Source organism: Promicromonospora sp. MEB111, assembly GCF_030209445.1.
Lineage (GTDB): Bacteria > Actinomycetota > Actinomycetes > Actinomycetales > Cellulomonadaceae > Promicromonospora.
The window spans coordinates 278,269-293,865 of the sequence record NZ_JARVSD010000003.1 but is presented as its reverse complement, the minus strand read 5'-3'; the positions used below and the strand labels follow the sequence as shown (position 1 = coordinate 293,865).

Annotated in this window: 19 protein-coding genes; 7 read left to right on the top strand and 12 right to left on the bottom strand. The window is 71.1% G+C overall.

Annotated features, from left to right (window positions below; translation table 11 throughout):
• Positions 1-65 precede the first annotated feature (65 nt).
• Positions 66-1,322 carry a MerR family transcriptional regulator gene (locus QRN56_RS03200; protein ID WP_285101075.1) on the bottom strand — a complete coding sequence of 419 codons (1,257 nt, stop codon included), beginning with the start codon at positions 1,320-1,322 and terminating at the stop codon, positions 66-68.
• A gap of 191 nt (positions 1,323-1,513) precedes the next feature.
• Between QRN56_RS03200 and QRN56_RS03195 the strand changes: the two genes are divergently transcribed.
• Positions 1,514-1,801 carry a WhiB family transcriptional regulator gene (locus tag QRN56_RS03195; RefSeq protein WP_020016179.1) on the top strand — a complete coding sequence of 96 codons (288 nt, stop codon included), beginning with the start codon at positions 1,514-1,516 and terminating at the stop codon, positions 1,799-1,801.
• Between the two features lie 181 nt (positions 1,802-1,982).
• On the opposite strand, the gene groES is transcribed toward QRN56_RS03195, so the two are convergent.
• Positions 1,983-2,279 (bottom strand): co-chaperone GroES, encoded by a 297-nt coding sequence (groES, locus tag QRN56_RS03190; protein ID WP_020016178.1) that lies wholly within the window; start codon positions 2,277-2,279, stop codon positions 1,983-1,985.
• Between the two features lie 333 nt (positions 2,280-2,612).
• Between groES and QRN56_RS03185 the strand changes: the two genes are divergently transcribed.
• Together QRN56_RS03185 and QRN56_RS03180 are read left to right on the top strand one after the other, a co-directional pair.
• Positions 2,613-3,881 carry a class I SAM-dependent methyltransferase gene (locus QRN56_RS03185; RefSeq protein WP_285101073.1) on the top strand — a complete coding sequence of 423 codons (1,269 nt, stop codon included), beginning with the start codon at positions 2,613-2,615 and terminating at the stop codon, positions 3,879-3,881.
• Positions 3,878-5,053 (top strand): glutamate--cysteine ligase, encoded by a 1,176-nt coding sequence (locus QRN56_RS03180; protein WP_285101071.1) that lies wholly within the window; start codon positions 3,878-3,880, stop codon positions 5,051-5,053. Before QRN56_RS03185 ends, QRN56_RS03180 begins: the two co-directional genes overlap by 4 nt.
• Positions 5,054-5,081: 28 nt before the next feature.
• On the opposite strand, the gene QRN56_RS03175 is transcribed toward QRN56_RS03180, so the two are convergent.
• Positions 5,082-5,699 carry a malonic semialdehyde reductase gene (locus QRN56_RS03175; protein ID WP_285101069.1) on the bottom strand — a complete coding sequence of 206 codons (618 nt, stop codon included), beginning with the start codon at positions 5,697-5,699 and terminating at the stop codon, positions 5,082-5,084.
• Between the two features lie 122 nt (positions 5,700-5,821).
• Between QRN56_RS03175 and tsaD the strand changes: the two genes are divergently transcribed.
• Positions 5,822-6,865: a tRNA (adenosine(37)-N6)-threonylcarbamoyltransferase complex transferase subunit TsaD gene (tsaD, locus tag QRN56_RS03170; RefSeq protein ID WP_285101067.1), complete on the top strand. Its 1,044-nt coding sequence runs from the start codon at positions 5,822-5,824 to the stop codon at positions 6,863-6,865.
• A gap of 101 nt (positions 6,866-6,966) precedes the next feature.
• Positions 6,967-7,692, top strand: a complete 726-nt coding sequence (locus tag QRN56_RS03165) for a hypothetical protein (RefSeq protein ID WP_285101065.1) — start codon at positions 6,967-6,969, stop codon at positions 7,690-7,692.
• A 28-nt stretch (positions 7,693-7,720) separates the two neighbouring features.
• Here the strand turns inward: QRN56_RS03165 and QRN56_RS03160 are convergent, their stop codons facing one another.
• From QRN56_RS03160 to QRN56_RS03130, 8 genes are all read right to left on the bottom strand, one after another.
• On the bottom strand, positions 7,721-8,578 hold the full coding sequence (locus tag QRN56_RS03160; protein ID WP_285101063.1) for a sulfurtransferase: 858 nt from the start codon (positions 8,576-8,578) through the stop codon (positions 7,721-7,723).
• 115 nt (positions 8,579-8,693) lie between these two features.
• Positions 8,694-9,254: a ribosomal protein S18-alanine N-acetyltransferase gene (rimI, locus tag QRN56_RS03155; protein WP_285101062.1), complete on the bottom strand. Its 561-nt coding sequence runs from the start codon at positions 9,252-9,254 to the stop codon at positions 8,694-8,696.
• Positions 9,251-10,021 carry a tRNA (adenosine(37)-N6)-threonylcarbamoyltransferase complex dimerization subunit type 1 TsaB gene (tsaB, locus tag QRN56_RS03150; protein ID WP_285101060.1) on the bottom strand — a complete coding sequence of 257 codons (771 nt, stop codon included), beginning with the start codon at positions 10,019-10,021 and terminating at the stop codon, positions 9,251-9,253. Before tsaB ends, rimI begins: the two co-directional genes overlap by 4 nt.
• A gap of 362 nt (positions 10,022-10,383) precedes the next feature.
• Positions 10,384-10,866 (bottom strand): SUKH-4 family immunity protein, encoded by a 483-nt coding sequence (locus QRN56_RS03145; protein ID WP_285101058.1) that lies wholly within the window; start codon positions 10,864-10,866, stop codon positions 10,384-10,386.
• 57 nt (positions 10,867-10,923) lie between these two features.
• A complete protein-coding gene (locus QRN56_RS27620; RefSeq protein ID WP_350224549.1) occupies positions 10,924-11,238 on the bottom strand; it encodes a nucleic acid/nucleotide deaminase domain-containing protein in 315 nt (104 codons plus the stop codon).
• A complete protein-coding gene (gene tsaE, locus QRN56_RS03140) occupies positions 11,202-11,777 on the bottom strand; it encodes a tRNA (adenosine(37)-N6)-threonylcarbamoyltransferase complex ATPase subunit type 1 TsaE (RefSeq protein WP_285101056.1) in 576 nt (191 codons plus the stop codon). Before tsaE ends, QRN56_RS27620 begins: the two co-directional genes overlap by 37 nt.
• Positions 11,774-13,009, bottom strand: a complete 1,236-nt coding sequence (gene alr / locus QRN56_RS03135; RefSeq protein ID WP_285101054.1) for an alanine racemase — start codon at positions 13,007-13,009, stop codon at positions 11,774-11,776. The genes tsaE and alr overlap by 4 nt, the downstream gene beginning before the upstream one ends.
• 47 nt (positions 13,010-13,056) lie before the next feature.
• On the bottom strand, positions 13,057-14,085 hold the full coding sequence (locus QRN56_RS03130; RefSeq protein ID WP_285101052.1) for a pseudouridine synthase: 1,029 nt from the start codon (positions 14,083-14,085) through the stop codon (positions 13,057-13,059).
• 79 nt (positions 14,086-14,164) lie between these two features.
• On the opposite strand from QRN56_RS03130, the gene QRN56_RS03125 reads away from it, so the two are divergent.
• Positions 14,165-14,647 (top strand): glutathione peroxidase, encoded by a 483-nt coding sequence (locus tag QRN56_RS03125; RefSeq protein WP_285101050.1) that lies wholly within the window; start codon positions 14,165-14,167, stop codon positions 14,645-14,647.
• Positions 14,648-14,669: 22 nt separating this feature from the next.
• Here QRN56_RS03125 and QRN56_RS03120 read toward each other — a convergent pair whose 3' ends face one another.
• The gene (locus QRN56_RS03120; RefSeq protein ID WP_285101048.1) at positions 14,670-14,975 is read right to left on the bottom strand and encodes a hypothetical protein; all 306 of its coding nucleotides are present in this window, start codon (positions 14,973-14,975) and stop codon (positions 14,670-14,672) included.
• 142 nt (positions 14,976-15,117) lie between these two features.
• Between QRN56_RS03120 and QRN56_RS03115 the strand changes: the two genes are divergently transcribed.
• Positions 15,118-15,591, top strand: coding sequence for a GNAT family N-acetyltransferase (locus tag QRN56_RS03115; RefSeq protein ID WP_285101047.1), 474 nt, complete (start codon positions 15,118-15,120; stop codon positions 15,589-15,591).
• Positions 15,592-15,597: the final 6 nt, after the last annotated feature.

Genomic DNA, 15,597 nt, shown 5'->3' with positions numbered 1-15,597 from the left:
AGCAAGTCTACGGCCGCCGCGGCCGCAGATCTCGGCCGGGCCGTGGTACCGGCCCGAGGCGTGCGTCACCTCGACTTGATGACGGCGAGCACCTCGTGCAGCAGCCCCGTGAACGAGCGCACCCGCTGCACCGTGGGCCCGAACGGCAGCTCCGTCGCCGCGGCGTCGGCCCGCAGTCCCACGAAGATCGGCAGCTCCGGATAGCTCTCGTTCACCGCGTGCACGACGTCGAGGTCGGGCTTGTTCTGCGTCGTCGCCAGCACGACGGCCGTCGGGCGGACCATGGTGACCAGCTCGACCGAGCGGTGGGTGCTCGCGGGACCCGTGACGATGCGCGCCATCGAACCCTGCGCGGCCAGCGCGGCGGCGAGCGCGTGCGCGGAGAGCGGCACCACCTCGTCGGGGGCGGCGAACACCAGCACGATCTTGCGCATCCGGCTCGGGTGGTTGGCCGGCGGGCCGCCCGCCTCCACCATGACCCGCTCGAACTCCTCGATGTAGTTGCGCAGCGCGCGCAGCGCAGCCGTCGCGAGCACCACCTCGGGCATCTCGCCGGGACCGGCCAGGACCGTCCGCTCGGACAGCCGGAGCCAGGCGGGCTCGACGAGCTCGGTCCACCAGACGGCCGGGTCGCCGTCCGGGCCGAGCACGAGGAGGTTGTCGCAGGCGGTCCGGCTGTACGCCAGAGCGGCGTCGACCAGGGCGGACACCCGGCCCGACGTCGGAGCCGGGGAGGCCGCGGACCGCGGCCCGCCGGCCGCTGCCGGGGCGCCACCGCCCGTCGCGCCACCGGGCAGGGCCCGCAGCCGCGCACGGCCGCGAGGCTCCTCGGAGCGCTCGCGACCGGACGGCGGGGCGGGGTCGTCGGCCTCGTCCCCGGAGGTGGACGGCGTCGCGTCCGCCGGATCGGCCTCTCCCTCGGCGTCGGCCGGGGCCTCGACCGTGCCGACGAACTGCTCCGAGAAGTCCTGCTCGTCGCCGTCCGCCCCGCCCTCGACCTGGACCGCGGGCAGCGCCGGGGCGGTGCGCGTGGCGACCTCGAGCTCCGCGTCCCCTGCCTCGACGGCGGCGCGAGCGGCGTCCACCGGCGCCACGCCCTCGAGGGTCAGGCGGCGCATCACCAGGAGCCGGGCGACGTCGTCCGGCGTGTAGCGGCGGTGCGATCCTGCGGTGCGACCCGAGGGACCGAGGCCGTATCGGCGGTCCCACGTGCGCAGGGTCGCGGGAGCGACCCCGAGGCGGCGGGCAACGGCAGCGACAGCCAGTCCGGGGCTGGATGCACGTGACCCGCCCGAGTTCTGGGCGGGTCGCGAAGAAGTCATGGACTCGATTCTGCCGACCTGGCCCTCTCCGCGCCACTGCGAAACCCGGCGTGCCGCCGATCTCGGTGGATTTCGGTTCACAATCATACAAATCCGGTCAGTGTCGACCTGCTTCTCGCTGACCCGATTCGAACCCGATGACGCGAAACTGCCCCTTGAACAACTTCTGCACAACTTGTAGGTTGTTCGCCATGACGGAGATCTCGAGGCTTCCCGGTCCGGTGATGGAACTGTGGGAATGGCAGTACCAGGGCGCGTGCCGCGACGCGGACGACACCCTCTTCTTCCACCCCGAGGGTGAGCGTGGCTCGACCCGCCGGCGGCGCGCCGAGGCCGCCAAGGCGATCTGCCGCTCCTGCCCCGTGATGATGCAGTGCCGCGAGCAGTCGCTCCGCGTGCGCGAGCCGTACGGCGTGTGGGGCGGGCTCAGCGAGGACGAGCGGTCGGCGATCCTCGCCGGCAAGTCCGTCTCCGCCTGACCCCGGGTGCACAACTTCTGACGCTTGAGGCGTGACGCGCTTCTGCCGCACGCCCTGTTGAACACCTGCCCACTTCGACGCCGAAGCGGTAGGACAGCAACGACCACAACGGTCTCCGGACAAGACGAAGGCCCCGCACCGGTCCGGTGCGGGGCCTTCGTCTATCTGGCGCGGGCTGGGATCAGCCCACGACCACCGCGAGGACGTCGCGGGTCGAGAGCACCAGGTACTCCTCGCCCGCGTACTTGACCTCGGTGCCGCCGTACTTGGAGTAGATCACCTTGTCACCGACGGCGACGTCCAGCGGCACACGGTTGCCGTTGTCGTCGATGCGGCCCTGGCCAACGGCCAGAACCTCGCCCTCCTGGGGCTTCTCCTTGGCGGTGTCCGGGATGACCAGGCCGGAAGCGGTCGTGGTCTCGGCTTCGAGAGCCTTGACGACGATCCGGTCCTCGAGCGGCTTGATGGGGACCGACACGTCGGACCTCCTCTTTCGTGAGCGGATCGAGTGATCAGCTGCGTGGTTGACTGAGTGGCTCGAACGTTCGACGGTCCGCCGTCGTCGCGGGTGCCGGCGGGCACGAACGTCTGGGTCCTCCGCCGAGGGCCCCGACTACCGGGATCCGCGGCGATGAACAACCCCAAATCTAGGTCGGCACTAGCACTCGGTCAAGGCGAGTGCCAATCGGGTGGACCACCTCACACGCCCGGCGCGCGACGCGCCGTCCGCACTTCGAGATCTCGCCATCTCTACGAAAAGGTTGCGTCCAGCCACTCGTCATGACCTGGACAAACGTGGAAAGATCTTCCCATGGATGCGGCGATTCTGAGCAAACTCCTCAGCCCCGACGGCTGGGCCCTGCTTGCGGCTCTTCCGCCGTACGACGAGCGCGACGCGATGAAGACCGTGACCACCCTGCGCTCCCAGGGCGTCGCGGCGGACCTCGCGGCCGCCGTGGTCACCCAGTCCCGCCTGCGTGCCCGCGCGCGGGCCAAGTTCGGTGACTTCGCCGACGGGATGCTCTTCACCGCGGACGGTCTGGAGCAGGCCACGCGGCTCGTCGTCGCGGCGCTGCACGCCCGACGGTACCTCGAGGCGGGCGTGACCACCCTCGCCGACCTCACCTGCGGCATCGGCGCCGACTCCCTCGCGTTCGCCGGAACGGGGCTGCGCGTCGTTGCGACCGACCTCGACGAGTGCACGGCCGCCATCGCGCGGTGGAACCTGCGCCACTTCCCCGAGGCGGAGGTGCGGCACGCCGACGGTCTGACGCTCGACCTGCGTGCCGAGGGCATCGACGCCGTGTACGCCGATCCCGCCCGGCGTGTGCGCGGCGGCGGGGGCGGCCGCAGCAGCCGCATCTTCGACCCGCGCGCCTACGAGCCCCCGCTCGACTCCGTCTGGGCGCTGCGGGATTCGGTGCCGGCCGTCGGCATCAAGGTGGGTCCGGGCATCGCGCACGACGGGCTGCCCGACGACGCCGAGACGCAGTGGGTCTCCGTCAACGGCGACGTGGTCGAGGCCGGGCTCTGGTTCGGCCCGCTCGCGCCCGACGGCCCCGGCCGCTCGGCGCTCGTGCTGCGCACGTTCACCGACGACGACGGCAAGGAGCACACCCTCAGCCGCACCCTGCGCGGCGACGGCACGCAGCCGGACGTCGGCGGCGTCGGGCAATACCTCTACGAGCCCGACGGCGCGGTCATCCGCGCCGGGCTCGTGGGCGAGGCGGCCGCCGAGCTGGGCGGACGCCTCGTCGACCCGACCATCGCGTACGTCACCACCGACGACCCCGCCGCGCTTCCGCCGGCGCGGCCCGCCGAGGCCGCCGGGGCGCAGGCCCCGATCGCGACCGGATACCGGGTGCTCGACACCATGCCGTTCGGCCTGAAGCGGCTCAAGTCCTATCTCCGCGACCGGAACGTCGGGCGCATCACGATCAAGAAGCGGGGCACCGCGGTGGTGCCTGAACAACTTCGCAAGCAGCTCGTGCTCACCGGAACCGAGGAGGCGACGATCGTGCTCACGCGTGTGGCAGGCAACCAACAGGTACTCCTCGTCGAACCCCTGGGAGCCGTATGAGCTCGCCGACACGGCTCGGCTTCGGCGATTCCCCACGATCGACCGTGGGCCTCGAGTGGGAGATCGGGCTCGTCGAGCCCGGCACCGCCGACCTGGCGCAGGCAGGCCCGGCGGTGCTCGAGGCTCTCGCGCGCGGCGGCGGCAACCAGCAGCAGGGCCCCGCGGGCTATGCCGCGCACGTCACCGGCGAGTTCATGAAGAACACCATCGAGCTGGTCTCCGGGGTCGGCCGGACCGTGGCCGACGCCGGGGCGGACCTCAGCCGGATGCTCGAAGGCGTACGGACGGTGACCGACCCGATGGGCCTGGAGCTCATGGGCGGCGGCACCCACCCGTTCGCGAAGGGAGCCGACCAGGAGATCGGGGAGAAGGAGCGCTACGCCCGCATCCGCGAGCGCAGCGGGGTCTGGGGTTCGCAGCTCGTCATCTGGGGGCTGCACGTCCACGTCGGCATCGAGCACCGGGACAAGGCCCTGCCGCTGATGCGCGGGATGCTCAAGTATTTTCCGCACCTGCAGGCGCTGTCCGCCGGGTCGCCGTACTGGGCCGGCGAGCACTCGGGGTACGCCTCGAACCGGTCGCTGCTGTTCCAGCAGATCCCGAGCTCTGGCCTGCCGGTCGCGTTCAAGACCTGGCAGGAGCTTGAGGCGTACGCGGGCGACATGCTGCACGTGGGCGCGGTCGAGGCGTTCAACGAGGTCCACTGGGACGTCCGCCCCTCGCCGAAGTTCGGCACGCTCGAGGTCCGGGTGTGCGACGGCCCGACCAACCTCACCGAGGCCCTCACGCTGGCCGCGCTGGTGCACTGTCTCGTGGAGCACCTGTCCACGCAGCTCGACCACGGCCGAGACCTCGTCGAGCTGCCGCCGTGGTACGTGGCGGAGAACAAGTTCCGCTCGGCCCGGTACGGGCTGGACGCCACCGTGATCCTCGACGCCGACGGCAACCAGGGGCCGGTCGCCGACGCGATCGGCAAGCTGCTGGTCGAGCTGGAGCCCGTGGCCCACCGGCTGGGTTGCGCGGCGGAGCTGGCCGGGGTGCGGGACATCCTCCGCACCGGTCCGTCGTACAAGCGACAGGAGCAGGTCGCCGCCGCGCACGACGGCGACCTGGTGCAGGTGGTACGCGCGATGCTGGAGGAGATGCGGACCGGCCGGCCGCTGCCCGGCTGACGGCGCCGCCCGGTCCCGCCGCGTCCGGTCAGATGACCTGCGCGGCGTCGTCGAAGCTCAGGCGCGGGGCGCGGGGGCGGGTGGTGTCGGCGCCGTCGGCCGCGCTGACGTTGACGACGAGGAGGCCCTTCCAGCCGTTGTCGGCGAAGAACTCCGCGTCGATCTGGTCGTAGATCCCGTGCATCGGGCCGACGGCGAGACCGGCGGCGCGCAGGCCGACGATCAGGTAGCCGGCCTGGATGAGGGCGCTGGTGCGCGCCATCTCGGCGCGCGCCCCGGCGTCGCCGGCGAACATGTCGCGAGCGCCCGGCATGTGCGGGATCAGCCGGTCGAGGTGCTCGTGGAAGTCGGTGTCGTACGCGAGCACGAGGGTGACGGGGGCGTTCCGCACGCGCTCCTGGTTGCCCTCGGGCACGCGGGCCACGAGACGCTCCCGGGCCTCCGGCGTGCGGACGACGAGCATGCGCAGCGGGCTCGTGTTCATGGCGGTCGGGCCCCACTTGACGAGGTCGTAGACGGCGGCGAGCTGCTCGTCGGTCACGTCCGACTCGGCGAAGGTGGTCACGGTCCGCGCGGTGCGGAACAGACGGTCGGCGGTCGCGTCGTCGATGGCGAGGCCCTGGGCCTCAAGAACGGTGTCGGTCATACGCGCGACAACAAGTTGCTCCAAGCGATAGTTCCAGATTCAACCGTGACGTCCCGCACGTCCGTGTGTCACATCCCGCTCGGTTCCCCGCTCACCGACGCCGGGGAACTAGGCTGGAGCACATGGCAGATCCACTGGTGCTCGGTATCGAGACCTCCTGCGACGAGACCGGCGTCGCGCTGGTCCGCGGAAACGACCTGCTGGTCGACGCGGTGGCCAGCTCGATGGAGGAGCACGCTCGCTACGGCGGCATCATCCCCGAGGTCGCCAGCCGGGCCCACCTCGAGGCGATGATCCCCACGATCCAGAAGGCCCTCGGCGAGGCCGACGTCGACCTGTCCGAGGTCGACGCCATCGCGGTCACGGCAGGACCCGGGCTCGTCGGGCCGCTCACGATCGGCGCGTCGGCCGCGAAGGCCCTGTCCATCGGCCTGAACAAGCCGCTGTACGGCGTGAACCACGTGATCGGCCACGCGTGCGTGGACCAGCTCGTGGACGGTCCCCTGCCGGAGCGGGCGATGGCGCTCGTGGTGAGCGGCGGGCACAGCTCGCTGCTGCTGGTGGACGACATCGCCACGAACGTCACGGAGCTCGGCTCCACGCTCGACGACGCCGCGGGCGAGGCCTTCGACAAGGTCGGCCGTCTGCTCGGCCTGCCGTACCCCGGCGGCCCGCACATCGACCGCCTCGCGCGCGAGGGCGACCCGACCGCCATCCGGTTCCCCCGCGGCCTCACGGCCGCGAAGGACCAGGCCAAGCACGCCTACGACTTCTCGTTCTCCGGCCTCAAGACCGCGGTGGCCCGCTGGGTCGAGGCCCGTACGGACGCCGGCCAGGAGATCCCGGTGCACGACGTCGCGGCGTCGTTCGCCGAGGCCGTCGCCGACGTGCTCACGGCCAAGACGATCGCCGCCTGCCACAAGCACGACGTCGACACGCTCGTGGTCGGCGGCGGCTTCTCCGCCAACAGCCAGCTGCGCGAGATGGCGGCCAAGCGGTGCGCCGAGGCCGGCATCGACCTGCGCATCCCGCCGATCCGCTACTGCACGGACAACGGCGCGATGATCGCGGCGCTCGGCTCCGCCGTGGTGCGGGCCGGGGTGGCCCCGAGCGACCTGGACATCCCGGTGGACTCGTCGATGCCGCTGACGACGATCACCGTCTGACCGGCTCCGACCGCTGAGTGCGGGATATTCGCCCTTCTGGCACGCTGAAAAGGGCGAATATCCCGCACTCAGCGTCCGCGGGTGGCTCTACGCTGCCTCCCGTGTGGGTCAGGACACTGGAGAAGCTCGAGCCCGTTCCCGTCATCGAGACGGCGCGGCGGCTGTGCGACCGCATCGGCGCGCGGTTCCCCGACCGCGGCATCCACCTCGTGGCCCAGGAGCTCGTGGGCCTGACCGAACAGGTGGCGGACACCTCCGCCGGGACGCGTCGGCGCAGCCGCCTGGTCCAGGGGGCCTCGCGCGGCATGATCGCCGTCGTCGTGCTGGTCGCGCTGGTCGCGTTCGGCTTTGCCGTGGAGGCCGCGTTCACCGAGGCGCCCGACAACGGCCTGGACTGGCTGCCGCTCATCGAGAGCGCCGTGAACGACGTGGTGTTCGTCGCGATCGCCGTCATCGTGCTGCACTCGGTCCCGCAGCGCGTGCAGCGTTCCGACCTGCTGGCCAAGCTGCACCGGCTGCGCTCCCTGGCGCACATCATCGACATGCACCAGCTCACCAAGGAGCCGGAGCGGCTCCGAGATGCGTTCGCGAGCGGTGAGGGCGCCGACGTCGACCTGACGCCCGAGCAGGTCGAGTACTACCTCGAGTACTGCACCGAGCTGCTGTCGATCGTGGGCAAGGCCGCGGCGCTGTGCGCCGAGGAGTCGCAGGACGACATCGTGCTGAGCACGGTGTGGACCATCGAGTCGCTCACCCTGGGGATGTCCCGCAAGGTGTGGCAGAAGATCTTCGTGCTCGGCGACGGGCGCGCCACGCCGGCACCCTGACCTCGCCGGCCGGACGCGGCCCGGTGGGTCAGCCGACCGCGACGGGCCGCGCCGGGTCGTTCGACCACTGCGACCACGAGCCCGGGTACAGGGCCGCGTCCACGCCGACGATCGCGAGGGCCGCCACCTCGTGCGACGCCGTCACGCCCGACCCGCAGTACACGCCGACCGTCCCGCCGTCCGCGACCCCCAGCTCGCCGAAGCGCCGCTTCAGGTCCCCGGTCGGCAGGAACCTGCCGTCCGCGCCGAGGTTCTCGCCGGTCGGCGCGCTGACGGCGCCCGGGACGTGCCCGGCCTGCGGGTCCACGGGCTCCACCTCGCCGCGGTACCGCTCGGCGGCGCGGGCGTCCAGGAGCAGACCCGCGCCGTCAGCCAGCTCGGCAGCCTGGTCGGCGTCGAGCACGGGCATCCCACCCGGCTGCACGACGACGTCGCCCGGCTCGGGCGTGACGTCACCCGGTTCGAGGGCGCGCCCCTGCGCGGTCCAGGCCGCGAGGCCGCCGTCGAGGATGCGCACGTCCTGCGCGCCGAAGTACCGCAGCAGCCACCAAGCGCGCGCGGCGGACGTGCCGCCCACGGAGTCGTAGACCACGACGCGTGAGTCCGCCGAGACGCCCCAGCGGCGCGCGGCCTGCTGGAACGCCGACGCCGAGGGCAGCGGGTGCCGCCCGTCGGCGGGCGACCCGTGCGCGGCCAGCTCGGTCTCCAGGTCCACGTACACGGCGCCCGGGAGGTGGCCGGCGCGGTACTGGTCGTGGCCGTCGGTCATGCCGAGCGCCCAGCGGACGTCGAGCACGACGGGCCGCCCCTCGACCGGGTCGGCGCCCGGACCGACCTGGAGGTCGGCGGCCAGCGTGGCGGCGTCGACCAGAACTCGTTCCCTCATGCCGTGGCATCCCTCATCATCGGTCACCAATATGGACGGTCGAACGTGCTAAACGTACTAGTCCGAGCCTCGGATTAGTACGTTTAGCAGGTTCGGGTAGGTAGTTTCGGCTGCCTCAGGCCGCGTCTCCCGTGGCGTCGTCGGGGGTGTCGTTCGGAGCGTCCACCGGGGACTCCACCGGGGCGTCCGTGGGGTGCGCGGCGGCGTTCAGGTCCAGCCGCATCGTGTACGCGTCCACGTCCTCGGGCTGGTAGTAGCGCTTGCGCACGCCCAGGATCTCGAAGTCGAAGTCCCGGTACATCTCGATGGCGGGCTGGTTGTCGACCCGCACCTCCAGCAGCACCGCCTCGGCCTTGACCTTGCGGGACCGCTCGATGAGCGCGTCCATGAGCTGCCGGCCCACCCCGTGGCGCTGGACGTCGGGGTCCACGCCGATGGTCATGATCTGCGTGACGTCGCCGTCGAACCACAGCCCGGCGTAGCCGACGACGGGCTGCTCCCCCGCGCGGTCGAGCCGCTCCGGCTCGGCCACGATGTACCAGCGGCCCAGGCCGGCGAGCTCGTCGGCGAGCATGCCGTAGGTCCAGGCGCCCCGGCCGAAGAGCTGCCGCTCCAGCTGCAGCACGCGGTCGAAGTCGGCGTTGCGCAGCGGGCGCAGCCGTACCTCGGTGATCATGCGGCACCACCCGTGGCGGCTGTGGCCGTTCCACCGCCGGAGCCGGCGCCCGTGCCGGTCGGCGACCCCGGCTCGTGCACGTCCGGCCGCCGTAGGTACAGCGGCTCGGTCGGCAGCTCCTCACCCGCGGCGCGCCGGACGAGCGCCAGCCGGGCGAGCACGGTCGCGTCAGGGACGAGCGGGGCGTCGTCGGCCACCGGGAGGAACTCGGGGTAGAGCATCGCGCCCTCGCCGACCACGACGGGCAGCGGAGCGTCGCCGGCGTCCGGCGTCGGGAGCTGGCCCTGGGCCACGAAGCCGGCCCGGTCGACGTCCGGCCCGGCGGTCCGCTCCACGACGGGGACGCCGTGCGGCCCCTCGTGCGCGACCACGCGGTAGCGCGCCCAGTAGACCTCCTTGCGGCGGGCGTCGGAGGTCGCCAGGATCTCCTGCCCCGCGCGGAGCCCGAGGTCGCTGACCGCCTGCACCGCCAGCGCGTCGAGGCTGGGCACGCCCAGCACCGGGATGCCCAGGGAAAGCGCGAGCGTGCGAGCGGTCACCAGCCCGACGCGCAGCCCCGTGAACGGGGCGGGCCCCGTACCGGCGACGACGGCGGTCAGGTCGGTGCGCTCGATCCCTGCCTCGTCGAGGACCTCGGTGATCAGGGGCGCGAGCGACTCGGCGTGCCTGCGGCGCTCGTCGGAGGAGCGGGACGCGAGGCGCGTACCGTCCTCGTCGACGAGCGAGACGGCGACGGCTGCGGAGGTATCGAGAGCTAGAACGGCCACGTGACCAGGGTATTACTTACTGGGCGGGTCGTCTGGCACGTAACCACATCAGGCACCCCGCCGATGAACACAACTCGGCCCACATGGTTCCGTGCACCTAAGCAGTACGCCCGATTTAGGCTCAGTAGACCATTCGAACTGTGGTACCCATCCGCCACCAATTACTCCGCCGAACTCGGTCCCTCAACGAACGATCACTCTAACTGAAATATCAGTCTCGGCAGAGAGACCGTCGAGCAGAATCTCCTCGACCCGCCTTTGGTCCGAAGCGTTGACATCGCAGCGACTTTCGCCCTACTGAAGTCGGCTCATCGCACCCAGAAGGGTCAAGTAGACGCGATCAAGCACCGCCAATCGGGCAGTCACTCCTCAGCATAGTCGCCGATGGCCACGTCATTAAGGATCGTGAACCAGTACCCCGGGTCGTCGTCAAAAACCGTGGAGTCGATCGCGAGAAGCGCCTCTTTCAACGCTTCAGCCAGAACCTCTCGTTCCTCAAGCTCGCCTTCGATTGAACCAAATGGGTAACGACGCGCAAACTCTTCCAGACAGGCCAAGAATTGTTCTGGCGACGCGCTCACATGCCACACGCTGTTGTCAGCCAAATTGAGGAAGACGACTTCTCCAGAGACAACGTCTGCACAAAAATCCGCACCATCCCCACCTTCGCCGACTCGAATAATGGTTCGTGCGCCGCCATTGGCCTCAACTCGACGGGTGGTGGGTTCGGCGAATCCGAATAGTAGGTCCTCAGCCGGTAGCCCGACCTCGCTCAGAAACCGCTTAGCAGGCTCGTTACGCAGGTCCGCCAGGGCCTGTTTGGAGTACTTCACTCGCAATGACATTCCAGATCCATTTCAAACAATTTCAGGATAATCGTGGACGCAGACAGTCCCTGCGTTTTACCAGTTCCCGGAGAGTGCGTCGGCAAATACTCCGCGCACAGCCGCCAACTGGCTAGCGCGGGAACTGCCGCTTGCGGCTGAAGTGGTCCAATTCCAAGACCAAGAGGTTGGTATGCCGGAGAGAGCCGGGCCGCACAAGTTTTGGCAAGGCTGCAACTCTGAATAGATCTCGGAGATATTGTCCTTGCCAAACGCACGGATCAATTTATTCTCAGCATGGTTCCCTCGCCCCTTTGAGGAGAATGCAACTTCAATCCGCTCGTTTCCCGAAGAAATCAGCCCAACAACGCCCCGAAGTCCACGCCGACCCACCGCGGCCCCACCGCGCGGATCGTCACCTTCCGGGTCCCCGCCTCCGGGTCCTCGGCCGGCTCCACGCCGGGGTCGAACGCCGGTGCGGCACCCCGCGGCCGTTCCAGGTCGATCTCCAGACGGTCGTCGGCGAGCGTCTCGGCGAGACCGCGCCCCCACTCCACGACCGTCACGGAGTCCTCGAGGGACGAGTCCAGGTCGAGCGCGTCGAGCTCACCCAGCCCGCCGAGGCGGTAGGCGTCGACGTGCACCAGCCCAGGTCCGCGAGTGCCGTCCTCGCGCGGCAGGGGCGGGTGCTCGCGCGCCACGATGAAGGTGGGCGACGCCACCTGGCCGCGCACGTTCAGCGCGGCACCGATGCCCTGGGTCAGGGTCGTCTTGCCCGCGCCGAGGTCGCCGGTGAGGATCACCAGGTCCCCCGAGCGCAGAACCCCGGCGAGCGCGGCCCCGAAGGCGCGCGTCGTATCGGCGTCGGGCAGCTCGATGACCACCGCCTCCGACGTCGAGATGTCGCTCGGTCCGTTCACTGCCCCGCTCACGCGGTCTCCCTTCCTGCCGTGCCCACGTACACACGGGGCACGCGCGCCCCGAGGCGCGTCACGATCTCGTAGCTGATGGTGCCGGCGGCCTGCGCCCAGTCCTCGGCGTTGGGCGCTCCGGCACGGGTCAGGCCGTCCGACGCCCCGAACAATGTCACCACGTCGCCGGCCTGCTCGGATGCGTACGGGCCGAGGTCCAGCATGATCTGGTCCATGCACACCCGGCCCGCGACGCGCAGCACCCGAGCGGTGCCGAGGCCGGTCGCGGGTGCGGCGACGTCGTCCACACCCCCGCCCACCAGCACCGGCCCGCCCGGGCCGAGCGAGCCGCCGGACGCATGCCGGGGAATCCCGTCCGAGTAGCCGAGCGGCACGACGCCGAGGACCGTGTCCTGCGGCGTGACGTAGAAGTGGCCGTACGAGACGCCGTGGCCCTCTGGCACACGCTTGACCGTGGCGAGCCGCGCCTCCAGCGTCATCGCCGGCCGCAGGCCGTAGTCGCCCGGTACGCCGAGCTGCGGCACCGGCGAGAGGCCGTAGACGGCGATGCCCGGGCGCACCAGGTCGTAGTGCGCGGCCGGGTTGGTCAGGGTCGCCGCGGAGTTGGCGATGTGCCGCACCTCGAGGTCGAACCCGGCCGCCTCGACGGTCCGGACCGCGTCGTCGAACACGTGGGTCTGCATCTTCACCGACGGGTCGTCGGGCTCGTCCGCGAGCGCGTAGTGCGACATGACGCCGATGATCGCGAGCGCACCCTCGGCCTGCAGCGCCTTCGCGCGGTCGAGGACGGCGGGCAGGTCGTCGGGCATGATCCCGTTGCGGCCCAGCCCGGTGTCGACCTTGAGGTGCACGCGGGCGGTGCGACCCGCGACCCGGGCGCCGTCGGCCACCTCGTCGAGGGCCCAGGCCGCGGCCACGGCGACGTCGATGTCGTCGCGCACCAGGTCGGCCAGGGGTGCGCCGGGCGCGTAGAGCCAGGTCAGGATGCGCGGGCCGGGTCCGACGGCGGCGCGGATCGCGAGCGCCTCCATGCTCTGCGCCGCCCCCAGCCAGGTCGCTCCGCCCGCGAGCGCCGCCCGGGCCGCGGGGGCCAGGCCGTGCCCGTACGCGTCGGCCTTGACGACGGCCATGACCTGGGCGGTCGCGGCGGTCGCCCGCAGGGCGCGCACGTTGTCGCGGATCGCGTCGAGGTCGACGACCGCGCGGGCGGGATAGTCGGGGGCGGTACTCATCGCACCGATTCTTGCACCTGTCAGATCCTGGTGGACGGGTCAGACGCTCAGGTCGCTCCGGGGACCTGGGCGTCCGGCACGTCCGGGGGTGTCGAGGGGCCCCATTCGCTGAGCACCCGGCGGGACTCGAAGCGACGGGGCAGGCCGGACAGCGGGTCCGTGAGCTCCAGGGAGCGGGACAGGAGCTGGAGCGGCCGGTCGAAGTCGTCGGGGTCGGTGGCGCGCAGCTCGGGCCAGAACGGGTCGTGCAGGATCGGCAGCCCGAGCGACGCCATGTGCAGCCGGAGCTGGTGGGTCTTGCCGGTGTGCGGCTCCAGGCGGTACAGGCCGAGGCCCCGGGTCTCGTCGACGGCGGAGAGCGTGATCAGCGACTCCGCGTTCGGCTCCCCGGGCACCTCCTCGGCGCGCGTGACGCCGCGCCGCTTCACGATGCGGCTGCTCAGGGTGACGGGCTCGCCCAGGGCCAGGCGCCCGTCCGACGGAGGCAGCGGGGCCACCGCCTCGTACACCTTGCGCACCTCGCGGCGGGCGAACGCCTCCTGGTACGCGCCGCGTACCTCGGGCCGGACCGTGAGCACCAGCACACCGGCGGTGCCGCGGTCGAGCCGGTGGGCCGGGGAGAGCTCGGGCAGGTCGAGCGTGACCCGGAGGCGCACGAGCGCCGTCTCCCGCACCCACCGCCCGCGCGGCATCGTCGCGAGGAAGTGCGGCTTGTCCACGACCAGCAGGTCCTCGTCGCGGTGCAGCACCTCGGGCTCGAACGGGATGCGGTCCTCGTGGGCGGGCGGGTCGCGGTACAGGTACAGGAACCCGCGCGGTTCGTACGGCGTGGTCGGGGTGAGGGGCTCGCCGTGGCCGGTGACGACCTCGCCCAGGGCGACCTTCTCGAGCAGCCGGTCGGAGTCGTCGCGGAACCGGTCCAGCAGGTAGTCGAGCGCGTACGGGAACCGCACGACGACGTCGGGGTCGTGCGGCAGCACGATCCGCGTGGGGTTGAGCCCGTCCCGCACGGGCAGCGGGGGCCGGTGCTTGGCGGGGCCGGGGCTACGTCGTTCGCCCGACGGCGGGTGGGTCACGTCGCCAACCTAACCCGACGGGTGCTCGCTGGTGCGCGGAGGGTTCCGTTGACCCGGACAACGGGTGGAAGATGAGCGGGTGACCCTCTACGACATTCCCTTCCACACGATGGACGGCACCGAGATCTCGCTGGCCGACCACAAGGAGGACGTCGTCCTCGTGGTGAACGTGGCCTCGCGGTGCGGCCTGGCCCCGCAGTACGCGACCCTCGAGGAGCTGCAGAAGAAGTACCAGGACCGCGGTTTCACGGTGCTGGGCTTCCCCAGCAACCAGTTCCTGCAGGAGCTGAACTCGAACGAGAAGATCGCCGAGTTCTGCTCCATGACGTACGGCGTCACGTTCCCCGTGCTCGACAAGATCCGGCTGAACGGGCGGCACGCGCACCCGCTCTACGTGGAGCTCAAGAAGACGGAGGACGCCACGGGGCACTCGGGCAAGATCCGCTGGAACTTCGAGAAGTTCCTGGTGCTGCCCGGCGGCGACGTGCGTCGCTACGCGCCGAAGACCCTGCCGGACGACCCGGCGATCATCGACGAGATCGAGGCGCACCTGCCCCGTTGACGCCCGCCCGGCGGGCCGGCCCTCACCCGGGGTCGCCCGCCGCGAGCGTGAGCCGCATCGCGACGGGCACCACGTCCGAGGCGTCCCCGAGCCAACCGGTCCAGACCCGGGTCAGGCCCAGCTCCCGCCCCGGGTCCGGGTCCACCGGTGACAGCCGGTACCGGGTCACGAGCGGCAGGGCCGTGAGCTCGTTGACCGTCAGTATCTCGATGACCAGCACGTCCACCCGGTCCAGGCCGAATGCCAGCCAGTCCTGATCCACCCGTAGCGAGAGCGTGTCGAGCGCCGAGAGGCGGGACATCACCGCGCTGAATGCTGTATTCGTCATGCACCCTTGACGCGCGAACCTCACCGAGGTCACAGCACTTCGGGAAAATGTTGCACGGCAATTTTCGCCCGCCCCTGTGCAGGTCCGGTACGCAAATCTCAGCGGTGGTGCCCTGGGTGAAGCAGGGCCGTACCCTGGGGCAATGGTCGAGTACCGATTCCGGCAGGCCACGCCCGAGGATGCGCAGGCGCTCCTGGACGTGGAGCGCGCCGCTGGGATCGCGGCGCTGGGCCACATCTTCCCGCCGGGCATGTACCCGTTCCCGTCCGACGAGGTGCTGGCCAAGTGGCAGGCAGCGGTCGTCGAGCCGGGCGTCCGCGTCCACGTGCTGGACGACGACGCCGAGCGCGCCCGCCTGGCCTGCTTCGTCGCCCACGACGAGCGCCTGCTGCGGCACCTTGCCGTGCACCCGTCGCACTGGGGCAGCGGCCTGGCCCGGGCCGCCATGGACGTGGCGGTCGCCGAGATGGACGACCCCCGGCTGTGGTGCCTCGCCGACAACGACCAGGCGATCGGCTTCTACGAGCACCTCGGCTGGCGCCGCACGGGTCGCAGCAAGACCTCGGACTACGCGCCGTTCCCGGACGAGATCGAGATGGTCCTGCCCCGGGACTGACCCGGT

Excerpts from the sequence above, each read along its gene's own strand:
- QRN56_RS03200 (WP_285101075.1), bottom strand. The coding sequence starts at position 1,322 with ATGACTTCTTCGCGACCCGCCCAGAACTCGGGCGGGTCACGTGCATCC.
- QRN56_RS03120 (WP_285101048.1), bottom strand. The coding sequence starts at position 14,975 with ATGACGAATACAGCATTCAGCGCGGTGATGTCCCGCCTCTCGGCGCTC.
- QRN56_RS03180 (WP_285101071.1), top strand. The coding sequence starts at position 3,878 with ATGAGCTCGCCGACACGGCTCGGCTTCGGCGATTCCCCACGATCGACC.
- QRN56_RS03175 (WP_285101069.1), bottom strand. The coding sequence starts at position 5,699 with ATGACCGACACCGTTCTTGAGGCCCAGGGCCTCGCCATCGACGACGCG.
- alr (WP_285101054.1), bottom strand. The coding sequence starts at position 13,009 with ATGAGTACCGCCCCCGACTATCCCGCCCGCGCGGTCGTCGACCTCGAC.
- rimI (WP_285101062.1), bottom strand. The coding sequence starts at position 9,254 with ATGATCACCGAGGTACGGCTGCGCCCGCTGCGCAACGCCGACTTCGAC.
- QRN56_RS03160 (WP_285101063.1), bottom strand. The coding sequence starts at position 8,578 with ATGAGGGAACGAGTTCTGGTCGACGCCGCCACGCTGGCCGCCGACCTC.
- QRN56_RS03145 (WP_285101058.1), bottom strand. The coding sequence starts at position 10,866 with ATGTCATTGCGAGTGAAGTACTCCAAACAGGCCCTGGCGGACCTGCGT.
- QRN56_RS03115 (WP_285101047.1), top strand. The coding sequence starts at position 15,118 with ATGGTCGAGTACCGATTCCGGCAGGCCACGCCCGAGGATGCGCAGGCG.
- QRN56_RS03195 (WP_020016179.1), top strand. The coding sequence starts at position 1,514 with ATGACGGAGATCTCGAGGCTTCCCGGTCCGGTGATGGAACTGTGGGAA.
- tsaD (WP_285101067.1), top strand. The coding sequence starts at position 5,822 with ATGGCAGATCCACTGGTGCTCGGTATCGAGACCTCCTGCGACGAGACC.
- QRN56_RS03185 (WP_285101073.1), top strand. The coding sequence starts at position 2,613 with ATGGATGCGGCGATTCTGAGCAAACTCCTCAGCCCCGACGGCTGGGCC.